This window comes from Pseudomonas sp. B21-035 (assembly GCF_024748945.1).
Taxonomy (GTDB): Bacteria; Pseudomonadota; Gammaproteobacteria; order Pseudomonadales; family Pseudomonadaceae; genus Aquipseudomonas.
Window position 1 is genome coordinate 3,932,193 of sequence record NZ_CP087179.1, and the last position, 12,516, is coordinate 3,944,708.

Here is a 12,516-nt window from a genome sequence, read left to right on the forward strand (position 1 = left end):
GATCGCGGCCTAGCGGTTGAAGCGGTCCACCAGCGCATACATTTCATGCGCCGTGTGTTCAAGCTCACGGCCGATGCTGGCGGAACTGGCGGCTATGTCGACGTTCTGCTCGGACACCTGGGCGATGGTGGTGATCTGCCGGCTGATGTCTTCGGCGACATGGGCCTGCTGTTCGGAGGCGGCGGCCATCTGCTCGGTCATCTGGTGGATATGCTCGACCGCCACGCCGATGCCTTCCAGGGCGTTCTGGGTGGCGATCACCTGATCGACACCGGCATGGGCCTCGTCACTGCCCTGGCGGGCGATATCCACCGCCTGGTTGGCGGCGCTGTGCAGCGACTGGATGATGGTCTGAATGGTTTCGGTCGACTCCTGGGTCTTGAACGCCAGCGCCCGCACCTCATCGGCGACCACGGCAAAACCACGACCCTGCTCGCCGGCCCGCGCCGCTTCAATGGCGGCGTTGAGCGCCAGCAGGTTGGTCTGGTCGGCGATCTGGCGGATCATGTTCGAGGCGATCTGGATCGACTGGGTCTCGTCGGCAAAATTTTCCACCGACTGGCTGATCTGGTTCACCGTGTCCTGCAGTTTCTCGATCACCAGGCGAGTCTTGCCGGCTTCTTCGGAGCCGACCCGGGTCAGCTGGTTGACGTCGTCGGCCTCACGGGCGGTGTCGTGGATGTGGGTCGAAACCTCGGAGATAGACGCCGCCATCTGGGTCATGGCAGTAGCGGCCATGTCGGTCTCGTCGCGCTGGCGCTGCAACGACGACTCGGAGGCCTGAGCCAGCTTGCCGCTTTCGCCGGCCATGGTTTCGGTCTTCTGCGCGTAGTCGCCGGAACGGCTGAGGGCGGTGCGCACCTTGGCCTGTTCGCTGATCAGCGACATCATCAACTGCGCCACGGCGCCATGCTCGTCGGTGTAGGTGCGGGCAATCAGTTCGCTGTCGAAACTGTCGGCGGTGGCACGCCGGGCCAGGGCGAACTTGCGCTGCAGGTTCCAGTGCGCAGCCACCTGCATGCCGACAAAACCACAGGCCAGCACGGCCAGAGCCGCCCAGCTATCGAGGTACCACACGGCGGCAAGGCAAGGCACGCCAAGCGCCACCGGCGCCAGCGCCTGCTCTTTCACAGCCTTGGCCAGGTGCTTGAAGCTCCAGCTCTTTTTGCCCGTACGGATGCGCTGGTAAAGCGCGGCGGCACGCTCGATATCGGCACGCTGCGGCTTGACCCGCACCGACTCGTAGCCGACGACCGTCGCCCCCTCGAGGATCGGCGTGACATAGGCGCTGACCCAGTAGTGATCGCCGTTGCGGCAGCGGTTCTTGACGATGCCCATCCAGCTCTTGCCGGCCTTGAGGTACGACCACATGTGGGCGAACACCGCTTCGGGCATGTCCGGGTGGCGGACGATATTGTGCGGGCTGCCGATCAGCTCTTCACGGCTGAAGCCGCTGATGGCCACCAGCTCGTCGTTGCAGTAGGTCAGGTTGCCGTGCAGGTCGGTGGCAGAAATCAGCCGCTGTTGGTTCTGGAAGATGACTTCCTGCTGGGTGACCGGCAGATTGCTTCTCATGCGCTGGGTATCCGTTATTGCGAGATCAATCGGGTGTAATTACCCGCATTGTAGGTGTGGCAATTGGCCATACCTCATGAATAGAGCGGCTGTAGCTATAGCGATATGGAATACCTGGTTAACTTTGCTCGCCGGGCTGGTTGGCCAGGGTCAGGCATTCACGGAACAGCCGGCTGGCCGGGTCGAGGCTGCGATTGGCCGAGTAGAAGCAGCCGATGCTGCCAAAGCTCAGCGGCTTGCCAAGGTCGAAGGCCTTGAGCTTGCCGCCCTGGGCCAGTTGCTGGGTGGTTTGCAGGGGGAAGAAGCCGACGGTCTGTTGGTCCTGCATCAATTCGTAGTTGGTCAGGGCCGCGATCGACTCGATGACGTTGGCCGGCGGGCCCAGGTCCAGTTCCTCGAACAGGCGGTCGACGGTACGCCGCAACAGGCCGCTGCGCGGCGGCAGAATCCACGGGAACGGATGCAGCTCGGCCAGGCTCAGCGGCCCGCCGCTGGCGTGCAGTGGGTGCTCGGCACCGGCGACGATGCACAATCCCTCCTCGCACAGCACATCGACTTTGAGCCGCGGCTCGTGCTCGTGCCAGCGCCAGTCATCGGGAATGCGCCCGACGACAATATCCAGCTCACCGGCCAACAGGCTTGAGAACAGCTGGTCCATATGCCCGACCCGCACCGTCACCAGCACCCCTGGCGCGCTCTCCTTGAGCAGGCGCAGGGTATGCGGCAACAGCAAGGCCGATGACGAGGTCAGCGAGCCGACCATGACCTGGCCGGTGGTGCCGCTGTGGTAGGCATTGACCTCATCGGTGAGGCTGCGCAGTTCGGTGAGCATGGCATGGGCGCGGCGCACCACCACCCCGCCCAGCTCGGTGGCACGCACCCCGCGGTTGCCGCGCACCAGCAAGGCGGCGCCGAGGAAGGCTTCCATTTCGTGGATGATCTTGGTCACGGCCGGCTGGGTCAGGTTCAACGCCTGGGCCGCGCCCACCAGCGAGCCGCTACGCAGGACCTGGTCGAAGACCACCAATTGATAGAGTTTGAGTTTGCGCGCAACAGAGACAACGGTCGACTTCATGGGTAACACCGGATGATGATCGAGCGCCGTAAAAACAGCACTCAACCTAACGGGCGATTCCTTATTGTTTTATAAACTTTCACACCAGAACTTCGCAGCGTGGCGGGGAGAGTTGTTCATTCCTTTAAATTCAATATAGAGCCCGCAGGCGAGCAAAAAACTGATGTAGATCATCAATTTAGGCGAGAAAAACAGGTAGGGAGAGAGGGTGCGGCGGGGGTTATTTTCCGAGCATAACATACTTTCAGACATCGGCAAGGCAGCGGCTTCCTTGTTATTCCAAACAGCCTATAAAGCAGGCAGTCAAAGTTGAAATAAAAATAACGAACACAACTATAACAACTTGGAATACCTGGAAGATTTATTATTTCTGCTTGCCCGACAGACATGAAAAACCCCGCTCGGGGCGGGGTTTGCTCTGGCGGTGACGGTCAGAAGGATTCGACCGGCTTCTGCGCCGCAGCTTCGGCTTTTTCCATCTCCAGGTTAGGAAAGGAGAAGCGGATGTACAGCGCCGAGTCAGCCCCCTCACCGGTCAGCATCAGCTCGGCGCAGCGGATGTTATCTGCAGAGCCATTTAGCAAGGTGGGGACACTGGAGTATTTCTTCGAGGTATCGGCCCCCTCAAGGAAGGTGTAAGTGAAATCCCCCGCCGCGACGCCCACTTCTTCATAGCGGGTATACCGGGTCAAGTAGTCGTCGCGATTGCGCGCACTGCTCGCCAGCTCGATCAAGTCCAATTGCGTGTTGGCGTCCGACATCGAACTCAACATGAACGTCTTGTTCAGTGCTGTCATGGCGTTGTTGTAAATCTCCTGATCGAAGTCACTGATCAGCGAAACCGTGTTCAGTTTGCCGCCTGCAAACACCAGGGCCAGGGTAAATTTGTGGCCGATAAAGTCCACATCATCCTTGCACATGGCGGGAGCGAGAAGATCTTCCGAGCAGTCGTAATAGCCCTTGGCTTCAGTATAGGCTGACCGTGGCGAGTCAAAGGCAAAATCCTTGAACAGCTTTTCTTCGGCCATTGCCGACGAGCTGGCTCCGAGGGTCACGGCCAAGGCCAATCCGAGAGAACCCATTTTTTTCGACATCAGACATTCCCTTGCAGGTGAGCAAAATCTTCGTTAATGGCTCAATGCTATCGCATCCTGAGCACTAATGTCCCAGCGTTGCTCCTTGACGCCTCGCAAGCGTCCAGTTTTCTTGACACATCGAAAGAGACTCAGTAATTTTTCCGCCCCTCCTTTTCGGCTACCTCTGCCGTGCACTGCCCAGGCGTTAACTCGCGAAGCGGTCATACAGATGCCGACACTTCCCTGGCGTACCTCTACTCCGATATCAAGTGCACAAGGATGATTCCATGATCATTCGTCAGGCAAACGCTGCCGACTACCCGCAACTGCTCGACCTCTGGCTGCGCTCCGTGCGCGCCACCCACCACTTCCTGCAAGCATCCGACATAGACGCGCTGCTGCCGCAACTGCGCGACGTCTACCTACCCGCGGTTGAGTTATGGGTTGCAGTAGACACTGAAGACCGCCCGCTGGGCTTTATCGGGCTCAACGAAACCCACGTTGAGATGCTCTTCATTGATCCCGACCTGCGCGGGCAAGGCATTGGCCGAGCGCTACTGGATTACGCGCATGATTCGCGGGATACCCTGAGCGTTGACGTAAACGAGCAAAATCCCCAGGCGGTGGGGTTTTATCTGCATTACGGCTTTGTTCAGACTGGCCGTTCGCCGCTGGATGGCGAAGGCCGGCCGTTCCCGTTGCTGCACATGAGCTTGCCGGCTGCAACGGCCTGAAACGGTTCTGGGTTGCCAAGCAGGAATTGGGTCAGTGCGCCAGTGACGGTTGGGTAGCGACCGAGACGGTGAAGATCAAGACAAACAGCACAACGAGTACCCAGAACACCACCACGATTGTCAGCATGACAACCTTCAGGCTTTGATAAAGCCAGCGCAACCAATGACCTTCGGGTCTTGCTGCTGAGCGGGTTCTGAGTACGCCCTTCAAATAGAAACCGAGCAGGGCCAACAGTGCGCCATCAATCAACAGCGCGGGCAGCCCGGCTACGGGAAAAATGCTTTCCCACCGATAGAATGGCGAGCGGCTCAGGAACAGCACATAACAGGTGAGGCTGCCGTAGGGGATGGCTCGCCACCCTTTACCGGCCAGCGCCCCGACCATCAGGCACATAACCACCATGAACGGGTTGAGGAGAATATCGATCATCCATTCCAGTACGTTGGGGAAGTAGCCCGGGGAATGGATGCTGCGCCAGATGTGTTCGAACAATGTTCAGGCTCCTGCCTTTTATGGACTTTCCGCAGCACAGTATCGGCGTATTGTCGGGTTACATGAGCCCTGTTCAGGGGCTGTACGAAACGCCTCTCGTCGTAGACTGCTTACGAGCGAACGCTCGGTACTCTTGGTAGACTAGAGCACCTTTGTTTTTGATTAGCGCCGGCATGCTTTAGCAAACCACGCAAAGCAAAAACACCCCTGAATGGCTGCAAATGCGTCGTAGAACATGCCCCTAGAATCCGCCTCAACCCCAGTAAACCCGCGCCCTGAGCCGTCCCGCCGGTTCAGCGTTGCGCCTATGATGGATTGGACCAGCTTTCCCTAAATCCCTTTATTTACAGGGAAAACAGGCCTAAACCGCGAACCCGGTACCACTTTTTTACCATCACTATCTCTACAGACAACCGAGAAATGCTGGCACCGACAAGCTGCCCCCCCTCGGCGCCAGGTAAGAATTACACCGCGATTAATCGAGGATAGAACTGGGTAAGGCGCAGTAGGAAAATCAGGTGCTCCAGCACTTTGGAGTACCCGCCTACCCTGTAGGAAACTCCTCCATTGGAACAGAAATTGGTATGGACGCAAGCGCCTACTAATGTCGCCCGATGATGGATGGCCCCGATTTTCTACCCCACCTTGTAAGTCTAGCCTTCAAAGACAAATCCTTACCGCTGTACCACTTTTGGACCAAGCGCTCACTGCATAGTCGCTTTGAGTGGCCAGTCTTCAAGAGTGACGCCTCCGGACTGCTATCCCGTTTGCTCTATCACCCAGTCATTCCTGAGCGCTCCCAAAAGCACTACGAATCTCTTGAACTCGTGTGAATTCATCGGTAGCCTCCGAAGAGAAAGTAGGCACAGGGCAAGGTTTACTTGAATGCCATACGATGAGCTTGATGGAGAGCTCATAGGCATAACAGTCGAAGTACTACGAAAGGAGAGAACCATGACTTTGTTCGAAGGTGAAGAGTTAGAAATAGCACAAGAAGTCCAAAGCGTTATAAATTTCTCCGATGAAGAAATAAACAAAAAATACCGTGATGGTGAGATTCGAATTGTAACCGAACAAGCAAGATACCCGCTCAACACAATTTCTTCGATGGTTCACAGCAACCAGTACAAGCTAAACCCTGAATATCAGAGAAGGCATCGATGGAGCAACGAGAAGCGCTCAAAACTCATCGAATCCCTGATAATGAACGTCCCATTACCCCCGATCTTTTTATATGAGTTCGAATATTCAAATTACGAAGTCATGGATGGCTTACAACGCCTAACAGCAATATCCTCATTTTATGACGGCGATTTCGCACTTGAAGGCTTAACCAAGTGGCCAGAGCTCAACGGCAAAACATATAAAAACCTTCCAAAACTTGTTCAACAAGGCGTTGACAGACGTTATATATCTTCGATCATCCTGCTGCATGAGACCGCAAAAAGCAAGCAAGAAGCAGAAACTCTGAAGCAAATGGTTTTTGACCGAATCAATAGCGGCGGCGAACTGCTTACACCACAAGAAAAGCGGAACGCAAACTTTGATGGCAGGCTAAATCGGCTTTGCATTAGGCTTTCATCAAACAAACATTTATGCAGTACATGGGACATCCCGCAAAGCGAGGAAAATTTAGACCTTATACACTCCGAGCGCGCAGGAAACAAACTTTTTAAAACAATGGGTGACGTTGAGCTAGTACTAAGATTTTTCGCATACCGCCAACGACAGTCGCTACAAAGAGGTTCACTGGAGTCCTACCTGGATTTCTATCTAGAAAAAGGAAATGATTTCTCTGACGATGTATTAGCTAGACTGGAAACCCTGTTCTCAGATACGATAAAACTTATCCACGATATATTTGGCGATGCTGCATTCTATCTATATCGCCAGCGCAAGACAGGATGGGGGTGGTTTGAAAGACCAACTACAGCTATCTACGATCCGATGATGGTATCTCTAAGCAATCGAATTAATCACAAGGAAAAATTGATTGACAAAAAGAAGGAAATACAAGCCGAATTAATCAAATTCTACATGGATAACTACGATAAGTTTGAAGGAAGAAACACCAACCCTTCAGCCCTAGAGGATCGCGATAAGAAATTCAGCGAATTCTTTGACAGGTTTATCTAAATGCTTAGGTCCCTTGAAGATTTTCGCGCAAGTATTGAAAACCTTTTAACCCATCTCAAATACGAAAAATCAAGTAACTCGTTTTTTAGAGACGGACTGAAAAAATCCAATGGCGATACTGAATTTGAAGTCGAGTTTAGAGAGTTCGTAGAAACAATCGTAGGTGATGCCGTATCTAGGACTAAAATCTACTCTTACCAAAACGCCATTATATGTCTATATGGTTACCTAGAAAGATTTATAGAAGACATCATAGTTGAGTACTTGAAATGCGTCTCTGAGGTCTGCCAGGATTTCACCTCACTACCGAAGGCGATTCGAAAGAATCACCTGAGCCTCTCTATGGATTTTATAAATAAAATCCAGAGAGCAAAAGGATGGAGCCCACACGACACAAAAGCACGGCTGACAAAAGCCGTTAGGAACATGAACCATTTTCTCGCCGAGGAAGGCGAACCCAAAATCAACTATGAAGCATTTACAAGCCATACATCAAACTTCCGATATGACACTATTCACGAAATCTTTACAAAAATAGGCATTGACGCAGTATCAAAACAATGCCTTGACGACCCAGAATTAATAACCGCGCTTTGTGAAAAACATGGCTTGGACCTGGACACGGAACCGAAAATATTTATATCACTATTAACAGCTGAACTTGATGACTTAGCACAACGTAGAAACGAAATTGCTCACGGGGTGCGCATCGATGAGATTGACTCGATAGACCTTACCATCTCCCGGATTAATTTAATTCTTAGCTACGCAAATGCCATTGGCAAAGTAATAGAACTAAGCATTACCGAGCATCTTTTCTCAGTTTCAAATAAATTCCTCATTGGCAAACCAGATTGCATATTCCCTCGAATAAATGTAATCGGCTTCTCCGGAATCAAACAGCTAGCCCCCAACGGTTCTACAGGGACAATCACCGTAGGCGACACAATAATCGCTGTAAACCAAAATTCTTCGACAAAACATATTCATGGCAAAATAGTTTCACTCAAGCATAACGGAAATGATCGCCTTTCAGTTCCAATTCCTTGCGACGAAGATGTTTCCATGCAATTAAACTTTGAACCTTCAGGTCGTTTTCAAAACAGGTCTGTTTATCTTCTTTTCAAAGATCGTCCCGCAGCCGCTACCGTTAATTAAAGTGACTCAGCCTTTATTACGTGGCGAGTGCGCATCTGCGGCTTCACCAAAACGCACCCCGATTGTGGTGGAGTACTGACCAGGGAATGATTAGAGTCGTCATTTGACAGCAAGTCTTTACTGTATGGATAAACAGGTGTTAGGCTCGCCGCGCTTTGTGCACGGAGCAGGAGCCTCGGCTGGACTTGCAGGAAGGGTCAGCGGGTTCGGTGGGCCAGCTGGATGTTGACGCATCCTGCTGGCCCGCTCCTTTTCACTTCAGCGCGTGATAGCGCGCACGTAGGCCTGACAGGCCTTGAGGGCGATCAATCCTTTGTCGCCTCGATCGGTGATGCTGATAATTCGTTGAGCATGTCTTGGGTCAAGGTTGGCTCGAATGCCTCCATGAACCACGCCGACGGCGCCGGTGGTGGCTGGCACCCCACAGTCACCACCCTGGGCGGTGGCGTCGAGTAGGACTGACAACCGCAGATCAGCAGTAGCAAGGCGGTCACGCAAGCGAGCCTGAGTGTGTTGGGCATCGAGCAGCTCCTGATAACGGGTTTGATCATTCGCCTGCAGGCGATCCTCCAGCGCCCGGCGCTGGGTTTGTTCCTGGCCGAGCCGATTGATCGCGGCGGTCGCGGCGTCTTCTCGCTCCCTCTGATGGTCAGTGTTCTGCAGGGCCAGCGCCTTCTCGTAGCTGTTTGCCTGCCAGACCCAGGCAGCACCACCACCCAGGGCAAGCCCCAGCAGCAACGCGAGGGCCAGTAGTTGCCAATTCAGGCCCTTCACTGCAGCACCTTCAAGGCACGTTCATACAGCTCTTCGCGATCCTCCAGACCGTTAGTACCGCCGTTGATTTTTTTGGTGATGGCGAGAAACTCGCCCTTGTCGGCCAGGGAGTTGAGCCCAGCCCGCTGCCAGAACCAGCCCGCCGACATCGCGGCATAGACCGGCTGCTCGAGCAGCTCCGGCGTGTTGAGCAATCGGCTGTCGCCGAACAGGGCTTCGCTGCAGGCCTGGTAGTTGCCACGCCCGGTGACTTGAATCAGCCCTCGGCCGCGATACTTCTGGCCATCGCCATCAGCCTCTGGCGTGTTGCCCAGGCGCTGGGCCAGCCTGCCGGTGTCGTACTTCGCCAAGTAGGTGTCACCACCCAGCTCGCGGACATAACGCAGCTGGCCAGACTCGTGGCCGATCTGGGCAATGAACGCGGCCATGCGCAGGCGGGTGATGATGGCGTACTTGCCCATGGTGGCATTGAGCCCGGGAACAAAAACGCCGGCTTGTTTGCCGGCGTTAGGAAGGATCTGCAGCAGTTGCGGTGCGGTGATAGCCATTAGGAGATATCCTCGAATTACAGGAAAGAAAAAGCCCCGACAGTGCGGGGCTTATTGGGTGTGTTCCGCCTCTTGTGGCGGCGGCGCGGTAGCATCGTCGGGGCTTGGCGGCCAGTCGATTGACAAGGGGTAATCGGGCTGCTGGTCCAGGCGATTCAGGGCAATGCGATAGCGCTTCCAGGCCAGCAGCGCTTCCTGCTCATGCGCTGAGGCCTCGCCGAGGTCTACCGCATCCTGCAGGGGCGCGATGCGCGTCGAGGCATAAGCCAACTTCTCTTCGCGCAAGGCCAGCCCTTCGGCGCGGATACTCTCGTTCTGCGCCACGGTATCCAGTACCCAGGCGTCGCCGTCCCAGTAATAGAATTCGCCTGGGTATTCCTGGCGGGTCAGTTCGGGAGGCAGCTCGCCAAGGGCGCTGTGCTCCGTTGCATTGCCGGTAGCCACCTCGTAAACGGTGCCCCGGTTGTCCTCAACCAGGGCCCAGACGTTGCGGGCCAGATCACGAACCACGGCATGGCCGGGCACGGACCCAGGCGGCGTATCAAGGTAGGCATACGCCGGAATCAACCAGTGCTCGGCATCGAGCGGGTCCGGGTCTGCCACACCCTGGCCGATGTACTGCAGGGTTTCAGGGTGTGCGTTGTAAATGATTGGAGCGTCCATCAGAGGCCTCTTCAGTATTTGATGCAGGCAAGCAGTGCGATGTTGCGCGGACGCGCTTCGGTGCCGCCATCTGCGTGAATCGTTACGCCGTGAACGTGGTCGCCTACAGCGGCCGCAGTGCCGACAACGGGGTGCGCGTGGTTACCACCAGAAGAAGTGAAGTTTCTCCATGCAGTAACCCCGGCGGTGTTGCCCGCCAGGGATACAGCGGTTTCCCCCGGGGCGATACTGCCGAAACCGCCCACCCCTACCAGGTCAGCGGCGTTTGCGACGGCGGTGGCGGTACCGCTTACAGAGTGGGCATGCCCGCCGGCAGCGGAAACCGTACCGCCGTGCACGTGGTTCGCGTTCTGGCCCGCTTGAATAGAGCCAAGCGCCCGCCCAGGGTCAACGCCGCGCCCTTCATCAAAGCAACGGATAAACTCCCCGCGCAGGTCCGGTACGTTGAAGGTGCTGTAGCCATCGCCGGCACCGCCAAACGTCCCGATAGCCGCGAACAACGCCGCGTAAGTGGTCCGACTGATCATCGCACCGTTCGCCTTGAGGAACCCGGGCGGTGGGTTGGCGCCTGGGAAGTACACAATGGTTCCAGGTGGCGTGTTGTTGTCGAGCCGCGTCCAGGTGTTCCACTGCTCCCCGTAACAGCTACGGGCATAGACGGCATTGCCCTGGTTGTACTGGATGGCCAACTGAGAGCGGTTCGCTCCCGGGGCCATGTACCCGTAAAACGTCGTGGTGATATGCCAGTAGTACCTGTTATCCGGCGTGTTGGCGTGCTGAGTCAAAATGACTTGGTTCACGGCCAGGTTGGGGTCTTGATCTACCGGCCCCTGATTCATGCCACTGGCTGCTGTGAGTGCTGCGGCCAGGCCTGAGATGTCCGCCATGGCATGGGGGTGCGACGCTGCTGCAGCGCCCAGGGTACCCCGCGCTGTTGCAGTATCAGCGGCGCCGAGAAGCCCGCGCATCAGTGCCGACAGCGGCGCCATAGCGAACTGATCAACACCGGTGCTGAAAATGATCTGGTTTGCTGCAGTGCTCAGCGCTGCCAGAGCCGACAGGGTGTTATCCATCGGCTGCTTACTTGCCAGCGCATTGGTCATTGTCGTGGCAAAGTTTGGGTCGTTGCCCAGTGCGTTTGCCAGCTCGACCAGCGTGTCGAGCGCACCAGGGGCGGCGCCGACCAGGCCATTGATCACGCTCTTAACCCAGGCGGTGTTAGCAATCTGGGTGTCATTCGCCGCCGCTGCAGCGGTCGGCACTTTCGGTGCGCCGGTAAAGCTCGGGCTGTCGATCGGTGCCTTGCTGGCCAGCGCGGTATTGATCGCCTCCAGGTCAGCGATGGTCAGCGCCCGCGACCACTTCATTGACTCGGGGCCTCCCTGGGGCTTCGCGAACTCGCCAAACCAGACCCGGTGCCCGTATTCAAAAACGATAAAGTTCGTCATGTCGGCACGGGGCGTGCTGGCAATCACCCCCAGCAACACCGAGCCCGTTCCAGCCGGAGCGTTGGGCGTCGGCGCCGACGTCCCCGCACCGTTTGCCTGGTAGAAGCCACCCGGCACAATTGCCTTGAAGTCAGGCAGTGCCGGCGCTTTCGTCGCGTCCAAGCCCACTTGGCCAATTTTCAACGCATCGGTAATGCCCATGCCAGCGAGCGTGTCCGGGCTCGAAGCGCTCACCACACGGCCATCGGCGGCTACCTTGACCTTGGTGTACTCACCTGCAGCCACACCGGTGCGCCCCAGGGCCGGGGCGAAGTTCAGCGGGGTGCTGCCCAGCGTCGGCGGCACCAGGTTGGTCAGCTGCCAGGTTGTGCCGCCGTTGGCCGTGCCGCTCTGCACAGGCACCAGGTGGCCCGGGATACATTCAACGCTTTCGTTGGCGTCCTGAGCCCGCACCCAGGCCCCGGCAGCGGCGGTGTAGATCCAGTTCTGTGCCGCGTTGGCTTGGTTCTTCACCAACACCCGGTCCCCGGCCAGCACGCTCACGCCATCAATGTTCTGCAGGCCGCTCAGGGCGATAGGCCCCGTGGTCGCGCAGCGTACCGAACGCTTGGCATCGGTCGCGGTGATGGTTTGAATCGCCTTGAGCAGCTGGCTCAAGTCGCCTTCGGTCGGCGTCATGCCCGCCGAGAGGATCACGTTCAGGATTTCTTCCGTAACAGCGTTGCCCCAATGCGCCGGGATCAGCGAACCGATCTGGCCGAGGGTTGGGTTTTCGTCCACAAACTTGCCGTCCACCAGGCCAACGCCGGGCGTACTCTTGGGGTAGTCCATCAGGG

At 56.4% G+C, this 12,516-nt stretch carries 10 protein-coding genes and 2 pseudogenes; 3 read left to right on the plus strand and 9 right to left on the minus strand.

Translation table 11 applies throughout. The features are described from left to right. Window positions 1-9: 9 nt before the first annotated feature. The 4 genes and pseudogenes from LOY22_RS27110 to LOY22_RS17825 all read right to left on the minus strand — a co-directional run. Window positions 10-957: pseudogene (locus LOY22_RS27110) on the minus strand (methyl-accepting chemotaxis protein); the annotation flags it as partial. 357 nt (window positions 958-1,314) lie between these two features. Continuing rightward, window positions 1,315-1,575, minus strand: a pseudogene (locus LOY22_RS27115) (PAS domain S-box protein); the annotation flags it as partial. A gap of 118 nt (window positions 1,576-1,693) precedes the next feature. After that, window positions 1,694-2,650 carry a LysR family transcriptional regulator gene (locus LOY22_RS17820; protein WP_045194839.1) on the minus strand — a complete coding sequence of 319 codons (957 nt, stop codon included), beginning with the start codon at window positions 2,648-2,650 and terminating at the stop codon, window positions 1,694-1,696. Window positions 2,651-3,081: 431 nt separating this feature from the next. Further along, window positions 3,082-3,744 (minus strand): hypothetical protein, encoded by a 663-nt coding sequence (locus tag LOY22_RS17825; RefSeq protein WP_258594248.1) that lies wholly within the window; start codon window positions 3,742-3,744, stop codon window positions 3,082-3,084. A 269-nt stretch (window positions 3,745-4,013) separates the two neighbouring features. On the opposite strand from LOY22_RS17825, the gene LOY22_RS17830 reads away from it, so the two are divergent. Next, on the plus strand, window positions 4,014-4,460 hold the full coding sequence (locus LOY22_RS17830) for an acetyltransferase (RefSeq protein WP_045194844.1): 447 nt from the start codon (window positions 4,014-4,016) through the stop codon (window positions 4,458-4,460). 31 nt (window positions 4,461-4,491) lie between these two features. Here the strand turns inward: LOY22_RS17830 and LOY22_RS17835 are convergent, their stop codons facing one another. Then, entirely contained in the window at window positions 4,492-4,953 is a 462-nt protein-coding gene (locus tag LOY22_RS17835; protein ID WP_258594250.1) for a hypothetical protein, read from the minus strand. A gap of 954 nt (window positions 4,954-5,907) precedes the next feature. Between LOY22_RS17835 and LOY22_RS17840 the strand changes: the two genes are divergently transcribed. Next, window positions 5,908-7,089: a DUF262 domain-containing protein gene (locus LOY22_RS17840; RefSeq protein WP_258594252.1), complete on the plus strand. Its 1,182-nt coding sequence runs from the start codon at window positions 5,908-5,910 to the stop codon at window positions 7,087-7,089. Further along, window positions 7,090-8,247 (plus strand): HEPN domain-containing protein, encoded by a 1,158-nt coding sequence (locus LOY22_RS17845; protein ID WP_258594254.1) that lies wholly within the window; start codon window positions 7,090-7,092, stop codon window positions 8,245-8,247. It abuts the gene before it with no gap. 258 nt (window positions 8,248-8,505) lie between these two features. Here the strand turns inward: LOY22_RS17845 and LOY22_RS17850 are convergent, their stop codons facing one another. The 4 genes from LOY22_RS17850 to LOY22_RS17865 are packed head-to-tail and all read right to left on the minus strand — an operon-like array spanning window position 8,506 to window position 12,511. Beyond that, a complete protein-coding gene (locus LOY22_RS17850; RefSeq protein ID WP_258594256.1) occupies window positions 8,506-9,021 on the minus strand; it encodes a lysis protein in 516 nt (171 codons plus the stop codon). Next, window positions 9,018-9,569 carry a glycoside hydrolase family 19 protein gene (locus LOY22_RS17855; protein ID WP_258594258.1) on the minus strand — a complete coding sequence of 184 codons (552 nt, stop codon included), beginning with the start codon at window positions 9,567-9,569 and terminating at the stop codon, window positions 9,018-9,020. Before LOY22_RS17855 ends, LOY22_RS17850 begins: the two co-directional genes overlap by 4 nt. A 51-nt stretch (window positions 9,570-9,620) precedes the next feature. Continuing rightward, the gene (locus tag LOY22_RS17860; RefSeq protein ID WP_258594260.1) at window positions 9,621-10,232 is read right to left on the minus strand and encodes a tail fiber assembly protein; all 612 of its coding nucleotides are present in this window, start codon (window positions 10,230-10,232) and stop codon (window positions 9,621-9,623) included. Window positions 10,233-10,243: 11 nt separating this feature from the next. Next, on the minus strand, window positions 10,244-12,511 hold the full coding sequence (locus LOY22_RS17865) for a tail fiber protein (protein ID WP_258594262.1): 2,268 nt from the start codon (window positions 12,509-12,511) through the stop codon (window positions 10,244-10,246). Between the last annotated feature and the right edge of the window lie 5 nt (window positions 12,512-12,516).

Coding starts and splice junctions, on each gene's coding strand:
- LOY22_RS17820 (WP_045194839.1), bottom strand. CDS start 2,650: ATGAAGTCGACCGTTGTCTCTGTTGCGCGCAAACTCAAACTCTATCAA.
- LOY22_RS17825 (WP_258594248.1), bottom strand. CDS start 3,744: ATGTCGAAAAAAATGGGTTCTCTCGGATTGGCCTTGGCCGTGACCCTC.
- LOY22_RS17830 (WP_045194844.1), top strand. CDS start 4,014: ATGATCATTCGTCAGGCAAACGCTGCCGACTACCCGCAACTGCTCGAC.
- LOY22_RS17840 (WP_258594252.1), top strand. CDS start 5,908: ATGACTTTGTTCGAAGGTGAAGAGTTAGAAATAGCACAAGAAGTCCAA.
- LOY22_RS17845 (WP_258594254.1), top strand. CDS start 7,090: ATGCTTAGGTCCCTTGAAGATTTTCGCGCAAGTATTGAAAACCTTTTA.
- LOY22_RS17855 (WP_258594258.1), bottom strand. CDS start 9,569: ATGGCTATCACCGCACCGCAACTGCTGCAGATCCTTCCTAACGCCGGC.
- LOY22_RS17860 (WP_258594260.1), bottom strand. CDS start 10,232: ATGGACGCTCCAATCATTTACAACGCACACCCTGAAACCCTGCAGTAC.
- LOY22_RS17865 (WP_258594262.1), bottom strand. CDS start 12,511: ATGGACTACCCCAAGAGTACGCCCGGCGTTGGCCTGGTGGACGGCAAG.